The organism is Paenibacillus sp. SEL3 (genome assembly GCF_054602585.1).
In genome coordinates, this window is sequence record NZ_CM137725.1 from 1,872,258 (window position 1) to 1,891,810 (window position 19,553).

The following is a 19,553-nucleotide window of genomic DNA, read 5'->3' on the forward strand; positions in this document are numbered from 1 at the left end:
TCGTTCAGCACAAAACGTAGTAAACTAGACATATCGTCCACAACCTCGGTTCGGAGGATAGCGCAACATTCACACGATTTACATTGAAAAAGGAGGATACATAGTTTATGAGTTATTCTGAATATTTTGAAAAAGCCAGAGAGCAACAACTAGGCGAGTTACAGGAGTGGTTGTCCATTCCGAGTATCTCAGCATTATCGGAGCACAAAAAGGACATTAACCAAGCAGCTGATTGGCTGGCTGCCAAACTGACTGCTGCCGGTCTGGAAAACGTGGAAATCATTCCAACCAAAGGGCACCCGCTGGTATATGCGGATCATTTGCACGCACCTGGTAAACCAACGATTCTCGTGTATGGACACTACGATGTACAACCCGTAGACCCGCTTCATCTGTGGGAAACGCCACCGTTTGAGCCATCCATCCGTGATGGAAAATTGTATGCACGCGGAGCGACAGATGATAAAGGACAGGTTTTCCTGCACATTAAAGCAGTTGAGGCCATTTTGAAGCAGGAAGGCAAATTGCCGCTGAACATTAAATTCTGCATTGAAGGCGAGGAAGAAGTGTCCAGTCCGAACTTGCTTGAGTTTTTGCAAACTGGAGCTGAACGCCTGGCTGCCGATGCTGTACTGGTGTCCGACACTTCCTTGATCGAAAAAGGGAAGCCTGCCATTTGCACAGGTTTGCGTGGACTATGTTCACTGGAAGTCGCCATTCACACGGCGAACACAGATCTACATTCCGGTTCTTTCGGTGGCGGCGTGCCGAATGCCCTGCATGCTCTGGTGTCCTTGCTGGCAACCCTGCATAATGACAAAGGCAGTGTAAGCGTCGAAGGATTCTACGACGATGTTACTCCATTATCGGCAGAGATGAGAGAAGAATTCATGAAGCAAGGCTTCAATGAGAGCAAGCTGCAACAAGATCTTGCACTTGATTCCCTCTTTGGTGAAGAAGGATTCAGCTTCGTTGAGCGTGTGGGGGCTCGTCCGACACTGGAACTGAACGGCGTATACGGCGGCTTCCAAGGGGAAGGTACGAAAACGGTCATTCCGAAAGAAGCTCACGCTAAAATCACATGCCGCTTGGTGGCTAACCAGAATCCGCAAGATATTCTGGACAAAATCGAGCGCCATTTGCGCGCCCATGTTCAGGCAGGAGCTACCCTGGATATTCAACAGGGCGAAAAAGCGAACGCCTTTAACATCGACCCGTCACACGCGTTTCTGCAAGCGGCGGCCGATGCTTTTGAGAAGGTATACGGTGTGCGTGCCCTCTTTACCAAGGATGGAGGCTCCATCCCAATCGTGGAGACTTTCTCCCGTGTGCTGACTGCCCCAGTCGTGCTGATGGGTTTCGGCTTGCCAGATGAGAACCTGCACGCGCCCAACGAGCATTTCAACTTGGACAATTTTGACAAGGGTCTGCTGACGATTGTGGAGTTTTTGAAATCGGTGTAAGTAAACTAAAAAGCATTCACAGCATGGCACCATCCTTGCTTCGTGAATGCTTTTTTTTCGTTAGTTCTGTCGCTTAAGAAAAACGGGTATAGCGCAACAGATGAGCCAGCCGATTGAGCCGTTCTATCTCCCGATCGAACTCATGCAGCGGCTGTCCAGCCAAAGCAGCGTTTGCTCTCAGATCCCGTAGCGGGTTCATTTTCCGACCCATGAGTTTCAGCACCGTGGCCTTCCCCATGTTATTCACCACCACATATTGTGTTAGCGGGTCAAGCTCAATCCACAATACATGATGCTGTTGGAAAAACGACAATAGTTGCTTTTTTAACGCCTCCAGCTCTTCAAGGTCACCTGTGATTTGCGGATGATGATGAAAAGCCACATAGCCCATCACCCGCAGGTCACTTATGATTTGTTCCAAATGAAGCGTTTCGTGTATGTACACATTGTTCGTGCTCATGCGGTTTCTTGCACCATTCGTATGATCTTCCCGGATGACGTTCACCACCTGACTATCATTTATATCAAGCTTTATCTTTCCCCTTTTCCAATAGCTGCACAAGCCAGCAACCTCCAAACCACAATGCACCTACAGCAAAAAAAACGGTATACACCGTATATAACGTGGTCAGTTCAAACAAGCTATTGTACCGATTAAGCAAGATCCCCCACAAGCATAGCAGAAAATTGCTACCATTTTGCTGATGAAAGCGATGCTTATAGATCCGTTGAATCAAAACAGCCAGGAATCCTATCAACAAAACGTGATTCAGCAAAATACTCCACATTTCCATAAGCCCCCTTTTTCACTATAGCGCAATGGCTTTGAAAAGTCAGGACGTACACAAACCTTGCGAACAAAAAAAACAACCGGCTTATACGCCAGTTGTTTCCCGTTCCACAAAATACTTATTGGTCATATAATGGGCCTTACCTCTGGAAGTATCCACCATTCCCTTTTTGTTGTCGAGAAAAACAATCTCCCGGCATTTGGTGCAGTACCACTTGGTCCGCTTAAAGGGAGATTCTGTAACATACGATGTACCACATTTGCAATCTACTTTAATTAAAGTTTCTGTTGATTTGTAAGCCTGGGACAACTCTTTTAGGCCAGTATCCGGTTGTTGAATGGGGATAATAACCTCCTGATAGCTTGAATACTGATTATGCACTTTAAAATCAGCCACCAGTTCCGCATGCAGTCCAAAGTACTCTTTGCCAATCTCGGTTACAAATTTCTTACCGATTCTGTAACACTCAAGCCATTCCTGTATCTGTTGATTAGACAAAGGCACTGTGCCCTTGATACCACTATTTAATGTGTAAGTCATGATGTATAAAGTATCATCTTGTCTATGTCCGTACATGAGAAGCCTCCTTATAATACACTTGATAATGTACTACAAAGCGCAAAAAACATCAATTTTATTATTTGCCAAAAGACTTATATCATTTGGGTAGGCACACAACAATTGTGAGTATATGGTTAGAAAGCAACTGACAATCTGTCAGTTGCTTTGTCTTTCCACATAGTATTTGTTGGTCATGTACCACGCCTTGCCTTTATCCGTATCCACCATGCCCTTTTTACGATCCAGGAACACAATGTTATTACACTCCTTGCATGACCACTTGGTTCTTTTATGCGGTGACTCTTCTATATAGGAAGCACCACATTTACATTCTACCTGAATTAATGTTTTATACTGGCTGTACGCCTCTACCAGTGGGTCCAGCTCTACAGCTTTGTGTTCCATTACAGGCTGTATTATGAATATGTGTTCTCTCTGCTCCGAGTATTCATTATGTACCTTGAAATCTGCTACCAACTCAGGGTTTAAACCAAAATACTGTTTTCCCACAACCGTTACAAACTTGCTGCCAATTCGATATGCTTTGATCCATTCCTGCACCTGCTTACTGGTTAGGTCGACAGTTCCCTTTATACCGCTGTTCAGCGTATAAGTCATCAAGTGTTGGTTGGGTGTCATATGTCTTAACATTCACCTCCGATCAAGAATATACCACAGGTAGCTCTAGGCAAAAGCTACTTCCTGCTACCTGAAGCAACGAGCTTTTTCTGCCTTGTGATTCTTCTTCAATCCATCTTCCATCCTGTCGTCATGCTGAATACTGTTTTTGTAGGGATTTATATTCTTAGACTATCACCGAATGCATTTCTAGCCTTGTATAACTTTGTGGTAATTCTTCTGATTTGATCACTTCTGCTAGTTTACCACGATCTCCAATGGTAGTTTCTTCCTTCTATATATAGTACATCATTTACACGCAATTTCCCACCTATTTCAGCGGTTTAATCGTTTTACTTTTTTATATACCACAAAACAAAAGCCTTCCCGACCACCCTTCATTGTCGAAGGATCATCGAGAAGACTTTGTACCCCGCAAGGAACGAGAGGTCAGATTTTTAATTCGCCAAGCCTGATTAATTCCACGACCGCCTGTGAACGACCTTTTACGTTCAGTTTCTGCATTACATTGGAAATATGGTTTCGGACCGTTTTTTCGCTAATAAATAGCTGTCCGGCGATGTCACGTGTTGTTTTGTCCTGCACGAGCAGTTCAAATACTTCACGTTCACGGTGAGTTAACAAAAACTTGTTTTTATGGTCGTTACCCTTCGTCAATTTCACCCCTCCTTGCTCGGGTTTTGTGTGGTGTAACAAGGTTAAGGGATACAGTCAACACATTTTATGTCATGCGCTTAGGTATGGTTCAATATGCGGATAAAAATGGGCATAGGCACCCTACTAACTCCCTTCGATGGAGGGTTGGACTCTGCGTCTAATTTATGTATTGACAGGCATATGGGCCAGCCTTATGATAAGAAAAACCGCGACTGATAATCATTATCAAAATGATAATTTGATATAGATATCGCAACAGACTATGGTTCAAGGCCAGTTTGGCCAGAAAGGGTGTTCATTGATTATGAAACTACGTTATGCCGTACCGGCCGGAGTGCTGGTCTCTTCTATTCTGTTCGCAGGTTGCGGACAAACCGGAACTGCTACTCAGCAGCCTGCTGCAACGACCAAAGATGCAGGAGCCACAACACAGACAACGACTCCTGCCGCTTCTGCTCCCAATTTTGATCAAGCGGTAGCAGCTTACCGCACCTATGCCATCGAGCAATGCGATACGTTTGTGAAGAAGACAGAAGAATTCACGAACGCGGTCAAAGCTGGCGAGCTGGATAAAGCCAAGGCGCTGTATGCTCCTGCACGCATGTACTATGAACGGATTGAACCAATTGCAGAAGCGCTGGGTGATCTTGACCCAAATATTGATGCACGTGACGGTGATGTGGATGCAGCGGATTGGCGCGGCTTTCACCGGATTGAAAAAACATTATGGGAAGAAAACACAACCAAAGGAATGGACGAGTTCTCCGACCAACTACTGAGTGATGCCAAGCTGCTGCGCGCCAAAGTAGAAACAGTTAATATTGACGCCAGCCTGATGGTAACGGGTGCAGTCGAGTTGTTGAATGAAGTTTCTACCTCGAAGGTGACGGGTGAAGAGGAACGATACTCCCATACGGATTTGTACGACTTTGCAGCCAATGTAGAGGGCGCGCAAAAGATATATGACATTTTGAAAACAGATCTGAACCAAAAAGATGCCGCGTTGGAAAAACAAATCGGTGAGCGCTTTACGGCCTTACAGCAGGAGTTGGCTCCTTTCAAGGACGGAGAAGGCTATGTATCGTATACAAAACTGAAACCGGAAGAAGTTAAAAAGCTGAGCCAAAACCTCGATGCCTTGGCAGAACCGTTGTCCCAAATGGGGAAATTGTTAGGAGTGTAATGATATGAAAGGCTTTAAGCGGCAAAAAGGGCAAGAAAAGCCGCAGTATGCGGAATCCCATAATGAACAGGGCGATCTGGTAAAAAAGGATGCGAAGCTAGTGAAAGATGATCCGTCAGGAAAAAGCAAATCCGTATCACGCCGAGACCTATTGAAGCTGGCCGGGGTAGGTGGACTAGGTCTCCTGCTTGGCGGCGGGGGCGTGGGAGCCGTGCTGTCAGCCGGTCAACGTCTCGAAAGCATGATGACGGATGCGGATACCAAAGATGTAATCCCTTTTTACGGGAAGCATCAGGCAGGTATTGTGACTCCGGCACAGGATTTCATCTGCTTCGCCGCTTTCGATCTAACAACCAGCGACAAGGAACAGGTGCGTAGCCTCTTCAAAGCCTGGACGGAAGCAAGCGCTACAATGACTTCTGGCGTGCTCCTTGGCAACGATAATGAAAACCTCAACCTCCCTCCGTCCGATACGGGCGAGGCGGCAGGATTGTCGCCATCCCGCACGACGATCACCTTTGGTGTGGGCCCATCCTTTTTTGATGGACGATATGGCCTGGCAGGGCTTAAACCTGCCGGGTTCCGTGAGCTGCCCCGTTTTCAAGGGGATGCCCTGGAGGAGCAATGGTGCGGTGGCGATATCGGAGTGCAGGTATGTGCCAATGACTTGCAGGTCGCTTTCCATGCCCTGCGTAATTTGGCGCGTATCGCCAGAGGAACGGCGGTGCTTCGCTGGACGCAGGAAGGCTTTCAGCGGACTGCACAAGCTGATCCTGCGGGAAGCACACCACGCAATTTGCTGGGCTTCAAGGACGGTACGGGGAACCCGGACACCTCCAAGGCAGACGAGATGAATCGGCTGGTGTGGACACAGACCAGTGACGGACCAGCATGGATGGGCGACGGCAGCTATATGGCTGTACGCCGCGTACGCATGCGGGTAGAGGTGTGGGATCGCTCAACATTGGGCGACCAGGAGGATACTTTTGGACGTCATCGCAGCAGCGGGGCCCCACTCGGTAAGGTCAAGGAGTTCGACAAGCTTGATCTGGCGGCCAAAAATCCGGAAGGCAAGCCAGTTACGCCTCCTACCTCTCATGTGGCTTTGGCTCATGGGGACGGGAGCATTAACATTTTGCGGAGGTCTTATTCGTATTCAAGCGGATTGGACAAGCAAACTGGACAGCTGGATGCCGGGCTGCTGTTCATCAGCTATCAGCGTGATCTATTCAAGCAGTTCGTTCATATTCAGGAGAAGCTTGCACGCAATGACAAGCTGAACGAATACATTGTACACAAAGGCAGTGCGGTGTTCGCCTGCTTCCCAGGTGTATCGCAAGGCGGCTACATCGGGGATACGTTATTTTAGCAGCAGGCAAGGAAGGGGATTTATATGAATCGGCGTAATAAAAGCTTGGGATGGGTGTTGGGGTTGGTGGCTGCTCTGCTGCTGACCGTAGCTCCGTTCCTATCCAGCTTCGGGTCGGTCGCTTTTGCACAAACAGATGCCAAAGCTGTCACCAATGATCAGCTGATGCCTGTAGTGGGCGGAGCGCTGGTGGAAGCGGGACAAGCCCAATGGACGGAAGCCTCCAAGGATCTGAAAGAATTCCGCACGCTGTGGGAGGCCGCCAAGACAAATGGTGGAGATTCAGCTCACATCGCGACTGTAGATCAAGCACTCACCGATGCGGAGCAGACACTCGCCAGTGGCGGCGGGGAATCAGCGAAAGCTGCCTTATCCGTGCTAGCGCGCTCGGTCAATGAGTACGTCACTGCTGCCGAAGGGGACAAACCAGCCCCGGCTGGAGCCAAAGCAGCGGAAAAACTGCTTCCCATGGCGAAGGGCAGTCTGGCCGCCATGCAAAAAGGCGATTGGGCTGCCGCCCGGGTGGATTACGACCGAATCGTCAAAGCCTGGTATCAGGTAGAAACACCGATTCGTTTGGACAATTTTCCGGTATACAGTTCGCTCGAAACTAAAATCAGTCTCATTCGCATCTCCATGCAAGCTGAGCCCATTCGCCAAGAACAGGCTCTCAGGGAAATGCAGGAATTAACGACTCTGTTGTCTGATTATAGTCAGGGCAAATCTGTGAACACAGGGCAAGGAACGAATACAGGCAATACGGCTACCGGAACGACGAATGGTTCGACAGCTTCCTTGGGCGATGCAGTCACCTTGCTCAAATCCGCACGCCAAGATGCTGTAGCTAATCAATCAGAGCAAGCGGCTGACAAGGTAGTGCAGTTTATCGCTCTGTGGCCTTCTGTCGAAGGACATGTACAAATTGCCGATCCGACGTCTTACACTGCGATTGAAAATGAAATGACCGAGGCTTCCGGATATCTGCTGTCTTCTCCACCGAATAGAGACAAAGCCATACAGACTCTTGATCAGATGCTGGACAGGCTCCGTCCGTTGACGGAAGAACGTTCTTACACTGCGTGGGATGCCGCACTGATTTTGCTGCGTGAGGGTCTGGAGGCCATCCTCGTGCTCGCAGCTCTGCTGGCGTATGCCAAAAAAAGTGGCGAAGCCGTGGCTGGACGGTGGATATGGGCAGGAGCTGGAACGGGGCTGGTGCTGAGCGGAATTCTGGCAGTGCTGTTCACCACACTGGTGGCAGCAGCCGCATCGGGCAGCATGCGTGAGCTGCTGGAAGGTGTCACCGGACTGGTAGCAGTCGTGCTGATGCTGACCGTTGGTAGCTGGCTACATAGCAAATCCAATGCTGCCGCATGGAACCGCTTTGTGGAAAACAGCGTGGGCAACGCATTGGCACGGGGAAGCCTGTGGTCGCTATTTGCGGTTTCTGCGCTCGCAATTCTGCGTGAAGGAGCCGAGACAGCTATCTTTTATGTCGGTATGGCTCCAGCCATCGAAACCTCGCAATTGCTGATCGGCATTAGCTCGGCGATGTTTATTCTGGTCATTCTGGCGTTTGCGATCATTAAATTTAGTGTACGGTTGCCGATTCGCGCCTTTTTCCTGACTGCCACTGCACTGATTTACTATCTCGTATTCCGATTTCTGGGCGAAAGTATTCATTCGCTTCAGGTGGCTGGCAAGCTTTCGGGGCACACTGCCTCCTCGCTTCCGTCCATTAGCTGGCTGGGAATGTATCCAACTTGGGAAACATTTGTCCCACAAATCGCTGTACTGATCTTTATGGTATGGCAGCTTGTGCGTCAGGAAATGCGCAGCTCCAAGCAACATTAAGTCGATACTACCCTACTCATCATGTAAAAAAACGCCAAATCACAGGTCCGATTTGTATCGGTTCCCATGAGTTTGGCGTTTTTTTTATATACTTCAGCATTTTGCATCATTCGATTCCCAACGCTCGTAAGTACAATATATAGACGAACTAAAGCGTTTCGATCTATATATTGCTGATTTAAAAACGCTCTTGGGATTTATGCAAAATGCTCACTTATACCACATCCTCAGGCAACGGAATCATGCGCTGATGACGCAGCAGGTCCGTGCGGTCACCGTGTTCACGAATGACATGTACCTCCCCACGAAAATCGAGCAGCTCCGCCGGGGTAGCATGTCCCAGAAATTGTAGTGGACTATAGCTTAATCCATAGGCTCCTGCATTCGGAAAAGCAATATAATCGCCCTCGTAAATCGGAGGAAGCTGCGCTTTTTTCACAATACAATCCTCGGGCGTACAAAGTGGACCGACAATGCTTACCGTCTCCAGCTCCATGGATGCTTCTTCCAAAGGCCCTCCTGTTCGGTTTGCAACCTCTTCTAATGATTGTTCGACAGCAACAGCCGTTTGAGCAGAAACGTCTCTCTGCCCCATCCGTAGGGTTGCTTCCAACTCTCGTTCTTTGGGTTCTTTCGATTCTCCCACTTGCCTGCGCATAATTCGTACCGGGTAGTTGTCCCTAATGCGGCGTCCTCGAAAAGTAGCTGCGGCGTAGTGATTCATGCCACCATCAGCCACGACAAACTTCTCTCCCTTGGATTCCTTTGTATACAATGCTCGGCAGACATACATGCCCGATTGAGCAACCAGATACCTGCCGCTTTCGATGATTAGCTTAACCCCGGGCATGCGGATTCGGGTCTGTTCCGCGAGTGCGTTCAGTCCGTCAATGACGTGATCCATATCGAGAGGTTGCTCATGAGCAAAGTAAGGTACACCAAACCCGCCGCCCAAATTGACCGTATGCATTGCCACACCATACTGAGCCTGTACCCGTTCTGCCAACTGCAGCGTATTCGCAAATGAAGCTAAAATCTGATCCGATTTCAGCATTTGCGTACCTGTATATACTTGAATACCTTGAAAATGGACGTGTGGGCAATCTTCCAGCACCTTAAAAAAGTGATCCAGCTGTCCTTCATCTACTCCAAAGGGGCGCGGAACGCCGCCCATCTTAATCGTTGCTCCAGATAGATCGTTATCAGGATTGATGCGAACCGCTGCCCTGACAAGCTGGCCCGCTTGGGCCGCAATGTCCTCCAGCAGACGCAGCTCCCTCACCGATTCGACATGAATACAGCCGATTCCATAGGCTATCGCCTCGTTCAGCTCGGCTACTGTTTTTCCCGGTCCGGCGTACAGCACGTCTTCCGCAGCATACCCGGCCTCCATAGCGACGAACATTTCTCCGGCCGAAGCAATCTCAACACCACAACCTAACGAGCGCAGCAACCCAGCCAAGGCTACGTTACCATTAGCCTTGAGCGCGTAATGTACACGCACAGCCGGGTGCAATCGGGACAGCAACGAGCTGACATGAGCATGCAGCGCGTCCCCGTCATAATAGTAAAATGGCGTCGGATGCTCGCCGAATCGTTCCAGTAAGGCTTCGTCCTTTTTATCCATCTACTGAATTCCCCTCCTCTCTTTGCCTTGATACTCCGTATTTTGCATCATTCGCTTCCCACCGCTCGAAAACACAATCATGCTCATACTGCATAGATCGTCTCGCCCGAGCGTGCTGCTTCATGAATGGCTGCCAGCAGTCTGACGCGTTCCGCAGCCTCGCGAAATGGTATGGGCTCCGCTTCTCCCCGGATGATACCGCAAAAGGTATTCAACTGATTGACATAATAGTTCATAGGCTCGAAAACCGTTTTGGTATACGAAGATGTCTGTGATAACACAGGCAGTGCGTCCGCATCCGCTATATTTGACGCGATATTCTTTTTGATCTCCGTCTTGAGTGTCATTTTATAAAAGCCTAAATTTGCTCGAAAGCAGTCCTTTAAAGTGACTACTGCCGAATCAAAGGTCAGTACATGAGCACAGCGATAAGGGCGCTCGAATGAAAAGAGGGCAGATGCCTCCAATCCACTCGGATAACGGGCTTGCGCACGAAATGTCCAGTCACAGCCATGAGGACCATTGAAATCCGATTGACTGTGGAATTCCGCCTGATCTAATCCAACGACGGCCTGGAGCAATTGGAGCCAGTACACGCCTAAATCCCAAAAACATCCCCCACCCTGCTCCGGACGGGATCTGTAATTGTCCGCATGCCCTTCTTTTGCCGGAATACATAAACTCGTCTCTATGGAGCATAAACGACCATAACGCCCCGATTCTACGATCCTCCGCAGCTCACGCTGCCACGGATGGTGCTGCACCATGACACCCTCCAGCAGGTGAACGTTACTCTGCTCGACTATAGCTGCCAAGGGTGCCAGATCAGCCGTATTCAGGCATAACGGCTTTTCCACCAGCACATGCTTATGGGCCCGTAGTGCTTTGCCAATCCACTCGGCATGCAAGTCGTTGCTGAGTGCAATATATACAGCGTCGATCTCCGGGTCCTTTAGCATATCCTCAGCATGCCGATAAACGACACTGACGCCAAAACGATCTGCCATTTCTCCTGCCTTGGCAACCGTGCGGTTCGCAAGCGCGGTCACGCGTGCCCCTGCAACATGTCGGATCGGTTCCAGCAACGCACGGGGAGCAATGGCAGAACAGCCAATGATCCCAAAGCGAATATCTCGCATCGCAGGCTCTTGCGCAGCCGCCGCAGCGTTCATGACCCCTGCTCCATTCCCGGTGAGCCTGCTAACATTTGGATGCTATTCACATAGGACTCTATATAACGCGGCGTTCGACTGCGCAGCTCTACGATCCTGCGATGCATATCCTCCAGTATCTGAGCACTGCCGTCATAGGTTTGTATCCACGTATCGTACCGCATACCAAGTCCCAGCCGTTCCCATAGATCTGCATTATGCTTTTCATGCACACCAAATGGCTCCAGCATGATGAGTGGAGTGGCTGTAGCGAACGAATCGGTTAGGCTGCCACCTCCTGGCTTGCTGACAATGGCCTGGACATGACAGGCTTGGTCCAGCATGCTATGGTAATCCGGTCCGACCTGATACACGGTCTTCTCGCCCTTTTTCACCTCTCCGAAAGGTGGAAATGTATGCTCCCCGGCTTCATTTCGCTGCCATGTCCTCCACTGCGGATCCATCTGAAAATAGCGTATACTGTCCCGCTGTTCATCCGGTTGATCCTGATCATACAACAGCAGATCCAGCTCCCAGCCCGCTTCTTCTAACCGTCCAACCTTGTCACGGTAGGTGCCCATCCCCCAACCGCCGCCATGTACGAATAAGCGGGATTGCCGTTCTTCAAACGGAACATACTCCACAGCCGGAATATCAATATAGTAGCTGACTCTATTGTTATCATTTTCAAAAAAGGTCGTTTCTCCACAGCCATCTGCAAAATGCGGATTATGCTTGGCTAGATTCTTCCAAGATGGGGAAGGCGTCGAATCCATGTACACGATGTCCACATGCACCGATTCAGGTTCTCTGCGCTTGCGATACTCTTCCAACACATACATCCAATGACCGGATAAGCATATAAAATACCGCCGATCCTCCTCCATCCATTGGTTCAACAGCACTTCCATCGCAGCGAGATCCAGTGAATTACGCATATCCTGCGGAACCTTCTGCGACATTAAGGCCACCGCAAAATTGTCATGGTAAGCTTTGCGGCTTTTGTCGACCTTAAGACGAGCCGATTCCGGCAGTACATTTTCAAATACATGAATCGCCGTATCCATGCCCAGCCTGCGAAGACCCGCTTGCAACAACAAGCCAGGGGTATAAAAGCCCAATCCGAAACCGGAACATAAAATCGTTACCTTCATAAGCTTATCGGTACTCCTACGCATGCTCATACGCCTCCCGTTTAATTCAGCACTGTAAAATGATGCTCTGCCAAAAAACGCTCCAGCTTTGTAGTCAATCGCATTTTTTCCTCATCGCTCGCGGCAACCAGTTCCAAATAAAGGCGCCCCTTGCCTCGTGCCCGTTCGCTTCCAGCGGTTTCTTTTTCACCATTCAAGTCCGGCTTAGCCGTGCCATTCCCTTCTGATCCGCCACCGCTGGCCCCAATTCCGCTCACACGAACCTGCTTGGCAGGCGATCTGCCTCCGCGCCCGGTTGCATTTCTGCTTGGCGTGCTTGTATGGCCCACAATCTTGTTCTCGCCATCTCGTCCACCTGTGTTCACATATAACGTATTGGCACCCAGAGGCATGACACCTTCTTCACGTTCACCTGTGAACAGCAATCCTTCACCTTTCAGCCCCTCCAGCAGTTCTTCATAGGATAGACTGCCATCATGGGACAGTGAATAATTCGTCAGCGTGCCACGCATATTTTTTCCGGCCAGAAAAGTATCAAGCTGATGCTTGATTAAGCTCATCGACTTTCTGGCATTAATTTCGATAATAGGCTCCAGCTTCCCACCACGAAGTGTCATGGAATCAATGCAAACATCGCCGTAATAACCATCCTGATACAATTGCCGCCCCACGTCCTGCATTAAGCTAAAATAACCCTCGCGCTCCAGCCGCTCCAAAAAAGCCCCGTCCGGCGACAAGGATTCCCGATAGGAGAATTGTGTGTTAGCCAGCCATTGTACAGATATGATATCGACACTTCCATTATCACCAATCGTAAATTGGCATGAAAAATCCTGCTCTTTCTCCTGGAAAGGCTCCAAAAGGAAAAGCACCTGTTTGCCTTTGCGCTCCTGTCCACGTAAATACGACACGATCCGGTCCAGCATTTGTGTCGAGGTAATGTGCAGGTTTCCTTTGCCCGATACGCCAAAATCATCCTTGATTAAAAAGCTTCCATCCCGCAGCAGCTTACGCCCCGCCTCAGCGACATCTGCAAACGAAGTCACAATATAACCCGGGTTGCGCAGACCAAGGCTGCGTTTCAGATCAGAGGAATACGTTTTGGCATTTACCTTGCGAATCGTTTCCAGCGGTGGCTGATGTAGTGTTATTCCCCAAGCACGTGCAGCCTCCTCCACATGCGGTAAACCCGCAAACGGGCTAAGCACACAGCCTTCCAGTTGAGGAAATCCCTCTCCGGCATCGGCCTTGCGACTACCCAGCAGTTCAAATACGGAAGCGGTCGATACATTGCCTGCACGCTCCATGCCATCGGTCAAATCCCGTTCGTTGACAGCCGGATGAAAGCCCAACTGCGCGATATACTGACGATGTACGGGCGAAATGGCATAACGGGTCAATAACGCATCTCCCGGCTGGCAAAAGCTGAACAGCAGTTCATCCATGGCTGCTACAATCGCTGAAGAAGCCCGGTCAGGCAGGGCTGGCAGGGAAGCTAACTGGGCATCCCGCCAGTAAGCCTCCGCTTCGAATGTTCCCATATACAAATGACGCTGATTCGGTATCGCATTCATATGATTCGCTTCCTTTCCTGCTTCATTATTGGCCCACTACACGGTAGCGCTACTGACTCGCGCTCGTATAATCACGTAGAGCAAACTGCCATATCAGGCGGATGATCGCCAGCAGCCAGAGAGGTGCGAGAAATGCCCATACCACCAACCCGGGTTCCATTTTGCCGAGAATGAACATGGGCGGAAAATTACAAATGACAAACACCGGAAGCACGAACAAACCGATACGCTGAATCAGATTACTGTACACGGCCATCGGCACATAGTTTGTCTCGAAAATGCTGTTGGACAGCTCCGTAACGCCGTTCGTGCGGATAATCCAGAAGGCCAGCAGTTGGGGGAGCAAAAATACGGAGTATGCCGTAAGCACTCCGCATCCGAGCAGCACAGAGAACCCTCCTGCGGTTTCAAAATTAAACGGCAATCCGAGTCGATACCAGCCGATCCCCGTCATAATTCCGCCGCCAATTACATTTGGCACGGTATAGCCCAGTTCAAATTGACGCAGTGTCACCATAAATTGCAGCGATACGGGTTTGGTCATGAGCACATCCAGTGAGCCGGTACGAATTTTGTCAGGCAGGCTTGTAAAATTACTGTAGAACAATCCACTATAAAATCCGCTCATCATCGTAAACACGCCGATATATAACAATATGGCGTCAGGAGACCAGCCGTTAATGTCCGTCCCGGCGCGGTATGGTACCGATGCGTACAGCAGCTTGATGAGTAAATAAGCCGTTTCAACCAGAAATGCAGTTATAAAATTAATGCGGTATTCCATCTGCGACATGACGGAAAACTGGACAAACTTCCAGTACAGTCTGATGTAGCGCCTAACGTTTCGGAAAACATTTTTCATGTTACCCCCCCACCGAGACAAAGCGTTTGACCCCGGCTTGCCACACCCAGCGTGATAGGGCCGCCAGCGCTACAATCCAGAGCCATTGTACGCCAATGCCTTTAGCGGCTTCCAGTACAGTCAGCTTGCCCGTCAACGCATTCACCGGAAAAAATACGGTGTAGCTGAACGGTAGCAGACTGAACAGACGGGCCAAAACATCTCCAAAAATCGTCAGCGGAAACACGGTACCGCTAGCTACGTAAATGACAAGCGACAGCGTATAAAATAGTCCCGCCGATTCCGTCACCCAAAAGGCTATGCCGCTCAACGCATAATAGACCACAAAATTAAGCACAAGCGCTCCCGGCAACGCCAATATGTAAAGCAAGATGTACGATAGCCCGAAGCTGATTTGTCCTTCCAGGCTAAGACATAACAGCAAAATAGCAGCCGCCAGCAGCACGACCGCGGACTGTATGACTTTGCCTCCGATAAACCGGCAAAAACGGTAAGCGAAATAATGCACAGGCTGTACCATGAATTTTGCCAGTCCACCTTCCTTGATATCTGTAGCAATTTCGTATTCAAAGCCCGTAGCAATCAGTTTTCCAGTGACTCCCGCCATGACCACATACACTAGCATTTCTGGCAGAGAATAACCCAGCACTCTTGCTTGTCCCGAAGAACCAAATACAGCTAGCCAGAGAAAAATTTGCGTCATGATGGGCAGCATAAATCCCGCCATTTGGAGCCAATAATTAGCCCGATACTCCATTTCGTTTTGCATGCCGAGCTGGAGTACCTTCACATATTTGTTATTTCGCATCGGCCAGCCTGCCCCCATCGTACAAATTGGCTATCCCCTCTTCCAGCGGGACGTCCTCAATCGTAAAATCAACGACAGGCAGTGCGTCCAAAATCTTTTTGGACCAAGCCAAGGTATCTTCTGCATCCAGCTCGAATACCGCCTCCAGCTCCGAGTTGGAGCGAAGTTTGCCGAGGCTCGCCAACGTTAGGTTGGATACAGGGGTCTCCAGTCGAACCTTGAGCAATTTACGGGCACCGATGACCTCGTTCACCTTGTGTAAGTCTCCGTCATAGACCAATCTGCCCCCGCTGATAATGATGGATCTACTGCACAAATCCTCAATATCCTTCATATAGTGGCTTGTCAGCAGGATGGTCGTCCGGTGCGTGCGGTTATAGGCTTTGAAAAACTCTCGAATTCGCCGCTGAGAAACAAGGTCCAGTCCGATGGTCGGCTCATCCAGCAAAATGACCCGTGGACGATGCAGCAGCGCGGCGATCAGTTCCATTTTCATACGCTCGCCGAGAGACAGCCGCCGAACCTGCACATGAAGCTGCTCCTCCACCCCAAGCAGAGTGACCAGTTCATCCAGTGCCTCTTTATAACGGTTTTCATCGATTTCATAGATAAGCTTGTTCAGCTCGAATGACTCGCTTGCAGGCAAATCCCACCAGAGCTGGTTTTTCTGTCCCATTACAATGGAAAATTGACGTTTAAACTCTTTTTGTCGTTTCCACGGGGTAAAGCCGAGTACCGATGCCTCCCCGTCCGTGGGATGGAGAATGCCAGACAGCATTTTGAGCGTCGTTGTTTTGCCTGCCCCGTTTGGACCGAGAAATCCGACAATTTCCCCCTCCTCAATGCTAAAGCTGACATTTTGCACAGCCTCTTTGGTCAGCTGCTCACGCCTGAACAAGTTTTGCAACGATTTGCGCACGCCCGGCTCCTTTTTGTAGTACGTAAATGTTTTCGACAATTGGTTTAATGTAATGGACGGCAATTAATCCCCCTCCTCTTTCCTCTGTGCAGGACACCTGGATGAACGGTCTGATACGACCGAATGCTTGGACTACTCGGCTGCTTGCTCTGCTAAAATCATCAGTTCCTCCAGCATATGCCGCTGTCTTTCAATTAAATGCAAAGCTCGTTCCGTAATCTCAGGCATCCGATGCTTGCGCAGTTGAAGCCCTGTTTTGTAAATATGCAGATTAAGCTTGTGCCAATCCGCGTACAGCCCCTGTGCCAATTCAATTACATGCTGTGTTTGTGGCCCCAGCGTGGCTTGGTGCAGCAGGCAATAATCAGCTGTATAATCCGTCAAATGAAGAGCACTGCCCAATCGCAGATTGTAATAGATTTCATGACAGTACGTCCGAAAATCCTGATCCTCCATGTCTGCCAACAGACGGAAGTCATCAACAAATGCCCGGTACCCCTCATCTCCCCGCTTGACCTGCTTGCCTGTTACAGCTTTCCCCGTTTGACTGACCGACTTATTAGACGTAGGTACACCTCTCCAGATGGCTTCGTGTCCAGTCAAATACTGTCGAATATGATGAGCACACGCAGCATGCATCTCACTTGGCGAAAGCGGGGCAGGCTGCTCCACCAGCCATGCATACTCAATAATGCCCTGCATCAGATCGTCGAGCCGGGCTGAGCCCACATAAGTCATGGCATGTCCCGAGGAATCGAGCAGGAAGCTATCATTCACCTGTGCTGTCCGTTCTTGCAAGTCCAATCCGCACAACTCTATCACGTGGCCCCTTGGGTAATTTTTCACATATACATCGTGATAGGTTAAAGCGGTGCTTGACGTATGCAGCATGGTACCGTAGCCCGATGTAAGTACCCGCAACAAGTCGGTTTCATCACTGACACCAGCGACCCACGGTTCCACCCGAATAACAGGTCCACCACTGGCTGCCATTTCTTGAAGCTGCTCCGGATATTTCTCAGGCCCGAAGCGCTTCAAATCTCCACCATACTCTGCGCACATACTCCCACACAGCATGAATAGCTCGGATTCGGCCATGGTCACCCCGTACCTCCGCAATGAGGTACGCAGGGAAGAATATACACAATGTTTCCCTGGAAGAGCGTTTGCGACTTCTTCTGCACCATAGTCCACAACGGAATCATGACGAGTCTCCATATCGGATTCCTGCATCAACCTTGTCTTTTCAGCGCCCTTATGCATATTTGCCCAGCAGACGCTCGATGCCTTGCAGTGTAGATAGATGCTCCAGCACTAGATCGTCGTCCTCCATCGTAATATCAAGCTCATTTTCCAACTCTACAATTAATTCCACAGCGGATAAGGAATTCAGCCCCAAGGTTCGCAAATCTTGATCCGGAGTCAACTGTTCCAGCTCGCCCGGAGCCAGCTTCAAAATCTTTTCCAGCAAGGGTACTACATGGTATACATCTGTTTTCATTCTTGATTCCCTCCCATTTATGAGCATCCTAATCCAGCAATGATACCTTCCAATTTGTGCGCATACGCATCAGCTTCCTGCCAGCTGTCTGCCAAAATAAGTGTGAAAATCCGGTTCACATAGCCCCGCTTCACAGGGATACCAGACAATGTACCCGCTGTATACACAAACACCCCTTCTGGACGTTCGGGCGTATAGAGCAAGCCTTCCTCCGCGAGCAGCCCGCACAAGCGGCTGTAGGTGAGAGGTGTGGCGGTAACGTTGCGATAATAACGGGATAATGTTTTGTGCTGCTCTCCCAGGACGGATGACAAAAACGAAATATAGGTAGACAACGTAAACCTACCGTTAATCTCAATGACTGGAACCAGCAAACCTTCTTCGTCAACAAAACCGTCAATAGAGGCCATTCCTGTGTATCCAATGGAATAGAGATACGTACCCAGCTGATAGGCGCAGCGTCTCACTTCTTCCTCCAGCGCATCGCCAATCTCAGCCGGCACTTGAGATCCGATATACACGGTGCCATCCACGTTTTGCCTTTTTAGCGAAAACATCGTCACACCACCGCCCTCGTCAATACAGAGCTGGTAGTTCAGATCCATCTGCTTATTGTGCCAGCGCTCCACCAGCCAGCCGCCGGATGATGGCGACGAGCCGCCAAAACGCCTCATCACACTCAGCAGCGTGTCCAGCTTGGACAGCTCGTCCAGCATATACATGCCTTGTCCCGAGGCACCGTGCGGCTGCTTGATAATCAGCTTCACAGGTCCATCCGATAAGTCAGCCAGTCTGGCACACTCCCTGCGGATCGCCGATTCGTCTGTACATACAGCGCCTTCGCTGACAGCAAAACCAAGCTTTTGCGCGGTCAGGCGGCTGAATATTTTATCATTCACCTGAGCACTGACCGCGGATGGAGCGCCGATCAACTCCAGCCCGCAAAGCTCCGCAATCGCTTCCTCCTGCGGTGTGACCGCATAGGGGACGAGCCACGCTTTGGCTCCACTGCTGCTGTGGCCTGCATCTGCAACCGTACGCAGTCGTGCCAAAAGCGCCTCATCCGCCAGCACCAGCTCTGAAATCGGCGTTAGCGGATCAGAAGGCTCTGGCACCTCAATACGCGGCAGGCTAAAGCCCAACCGTTGAAGCATGTCCAGAAACGCCTCATCCGGATATTCCCGAAGTACAATGACATCCTGACTTCGACATAGCAGAAGGTTCATTTCCTCCATCCGGTTTACGACCTGCTGTTCATCCCGGTCTACCATGCCCCCCTTGCGGGGGGATGGATGCCATACTTGCTCTGCACCGATATTAAACAGCCAAATCAGGACTCCATGGTCCCGTTCATCCGCAAGCGCTTCCACAAGGTTAATTGTTTTAGTCGTCACGACTTATCATCATCCCTCTCTCTTCCATCCAGTAACAAACAACATT

The 19,553-nt window shown here is 49.8% G+C and carries 19 protein-coding genes; 4 read left to right on the forward strand and 15 right to left on the reverse strand.

Annotated elements, in window-relative coordinates; genetic code table 11:
• Nucleotides 1-107 precede the first annotated feature (107 nt).
• Nucleotides 108-1,463 carry a dipeptidase gene (locus tag ACYCS5_RS08730; protein WP_165148694.1) on the forward strand — a complete coding sequence of 452 codons (1,356 nt, stop codon included), beginning with the start codon at nucleotides 108-110 and terminating at the stop codon, nucleotides 1,461-1,463.
• Between the two features lie 73 nt (nucleotides 1,464-1,536).
• Here the strand turns inward: ACYCS5_RS08730 and ACYCS5_RS08735 are convergent, their stop codons facing one another.
• The 5 genes from ACYCS5_RS08735 to ACYCS5_RS08755 form a co-directional block, all read right to left on the reverse strand.
• Nucleotides 1,537-1,923 carry a hypothetical protein gene (locus tag ACYCS5_RS08735; protein ID WP_176715708.1) on the reverse strand — a complete coding sequence of 129 codons (387 nt, stop codon included), beginning with the start codon at nucleotides 1,921-1,923 and terminating at the stop codon, nucleotides 1,537-1,539.
• Between the two features lie 64 nt (nucleotides 1,924-1,987).
• Entirely contained in the window at nucleotides 1,988-2,251 is a 264-nt protein-coding gene (locus tag ACYCS5_RS08740; RefSeq protein WP_029518340.1) for a hypothetical protein, read from the reverse strand.
• 87 nt (nucleotides 2,252-2,338) lie between these two features.
• Nucleotides 2,339-2,830: a hypothetical protein gene (locus tag ACYCS5_RS08745; protein ID WP_013311697.1), complete on the reverse strand. Its 492-nt coding sequence runs from the start codon at nucleotides 2,828-2,830 to the stop codon at nucleotides 2,339-2,341.
• 141 nt (nucleotides 2,831-2,971) lie between these two features.
• Complete coding sequence (locus tag ACYCS5_RS08750; protein ID WP_069011022.1) at nucleotides 2,972-3,454, reverse strand: hypothetical protein; 483 nt, start codon at nucleotides 3,452-3,454, stop codon at nucleotides 2,972-2,974.
• 429 nt (nucleotides 3,455-3,883) lie between these two features.
• Nucleotides 3,884-4,111: a helix-turn-helix domain-containing protein gene (locus tag ACYCS5_RS08755; protein WP_007431813.1), complete on the reverse strand. Its 228-nt coding sequence runs from the start codon at nucleotides 4,109-4,111 to the stop codon at nucleotides 3,884-3,886.
• Nucleotides 4,112-4,415: 304 nt separating this feature from the next.
• Here ACYCS5_RS08755 and efeO point away from each other — a divergent pair, with 304 nt between their 5' ends.
• From efeO to ACYCS5_RS08770, 3 genes are read left to right on the forward strand one after another with little or no spacing between them, the layout of a single operon-like run.
• Nucleotides 4,416-5,294: an iron uptake system protein EfeO gene (efeO, locus tag ACYCS5_RS08760; protein WP_459760941.1), complete on the forward strand. Its 879-nt coding sequence runs from the start codon at nucleotides 4,416-4,418 to the stop codon at nucleotides 5,292-5,294.
• Between the two features lie 4 nt (nucleotides 5,295-5,298).
• Nucleotides 5,299-6,663: an iron uptake transporter deferrochelatase/peroxidase subunit gene (efeB, locus tag ACYCS5_RS08765; protein ID WP_209949748.1), complete on the forward strand. Its 1,365-nt coding sequence runs from the start codon at nucleotides 5,299-5,301 to the stop codon at nucleotides 6,661-6,663.
• Between the two features lie 24 nt (nucleotides 6,664-6,687).
• Complete coding sequence (locus tag ACYCS5_RS08770; RefSeq protein WP_342425177.1) at nucleotides 6,688-8,517, forward strand: FTR1 family iron permease; 1,830 nt, start codon at nucleotides 6,688-6,690, stop codon at nucleotides 8,515-8,517.
• 214 nt (nucleotides 8,518-8,731) lie between these two features.
• On the opposite strand, the gene ACYCS5_RS08775 is transcribed toward ACYCS5_RS08770, so the two are convergent.
• The 10 genes from ACYCS5_RS08775 to ACYCS5_RS08820 form a co-directional block, all read right to left on the reverse strand.
• Nucleotides 8,732-10,144, reverse strand: a complete 1,413-nt coding sequence (locus tag ACYCS5_RS08775) for a type III PLP-dependent enzyme domain-containing protein (protein WP_459760942.1) — start codon at nucleotides 10,142-10,144, stop codon at nucleotides 8,732-8,734.
• A gap of 83 nt (nucleotides 10,145-10,227) precedes the next feature.
• The gene (locus ACYCS5_RS08780) at nucleotides 10,228-11,316 is read right to left on the reverse strand and encodes a Gfo/Idh/MocA family protein (RefSeq protein ID WP_029518335.1); all 1,089 of its coding nucleotides are present in this window, start codon (nucleotides 11,314-11,316) and stop codon (nucleotides 10,228-10,230) included.
• Nucleotides 11,313-12,473: a hypothetical protein gene (locus ACYCS5_RS08785; protein WP_029518334.1), complete on the reverse strand. Its 1,161-nt coding sequence runs from the start codon at nucleotides 12,471-12,473 to the stop codon at nucleotides 11,313-11,315. The genes ACYCS5_RS08780 and ACYCS5_RS08785 overlap by 4 nt, the downstream gene beginning before the upstream one ends.
• A gap of 17 nt (nucleotides 12,474-12,490) precedes the next feature.
• Entirely contained in the window at nucleotides 12,491-14,023 is a 1,533-nt protein-coding gene (locus tag ACYCS5_RS08790) for a hypothetical protein (RefSeq protein WP_029518333.1), read from the reverse strand.
• 49 nt (nucleotides 14,024-14,072) lie between these two features.
• A complete protein-coding gene (locus ACYCS5_RS08795) occupies nucleotides 14,073-14,885 on the reverse strand; it encodes an ABC transporter permease (protein WP_029518332.1) in 813 nt (270 codons plus the stop codon).
• A 1-nt stretch (nucleotide 14,886) separates the two neighbouring features.
• Nucleotides 14,887-15,693: an ABC transporter permease gene (locus ACYCS5_RS08800; RefSeq protein WP_029518331.1), complete on the reverse strand. Its 807-nt coding sequence runs from the start codon at nucleotides 15,691-15,693 to the stop codon at nucleotides 14,887-14,889.
• Nucleotides 15,683-16,675, reverse strand: a complete 993-nt coding sequence (locus ACYCS5_RS08805) for an ABC transporter ATP-binding protein (RefSeq protein ID WP_029518330.1) — start codon at nucleotides 16,673-16,675, stop codon at nucleotides 15,683-15,685. The genes ACYCS5_RS08800 and ACYCS5_RS08805 overlap by 11 nt, the downstream gene beginning before the upstream one ends.
• Before the next feature lie 69 nt (nucleotides 16,676-16,744).
• A complete protein-coding gene (locus ACYCS5_RS08810; protein WP_459760943.1) occupies nucleotides 16,745-17,830 on the reverse strand; it encodes a hypothetical protein in 1,086 nt (361 codons plus the stop codon).
• A gap of 37 nt (nucleotides 17,831-17,867) precedes the next feature.
• Complete coding sequence (locus tag ACYCS5_RS08815) at nucleotides 17,868-18,113, reverse strand: acyl carrier protein (RefSeq protein ID WP_023990061.1); 246 nt, start codon at nucleotides 18,111-18,113, stop codon at nucleotides 17,868-17,870.
• A 17-nt stretch (nucleotides 18,114-18,130) separates the two neighbouring features.
• The gene (locus tag ACYCS5_RS08820; protein ID WP_069011017.1) at nucleotides 18,131-19,507 is read right to left on the reverse strand and encodes a peptide ligase PGM1-related protein; all 1,377 of its coding nucleotides are present in this window, start codon (nucleotides 19,505-19,507) and stop codon (nucleotides 18,131-18,133) included.
• Between the last annotated feature and the right edge of the window lie 46 nt (nucleotides 19,508-19,553).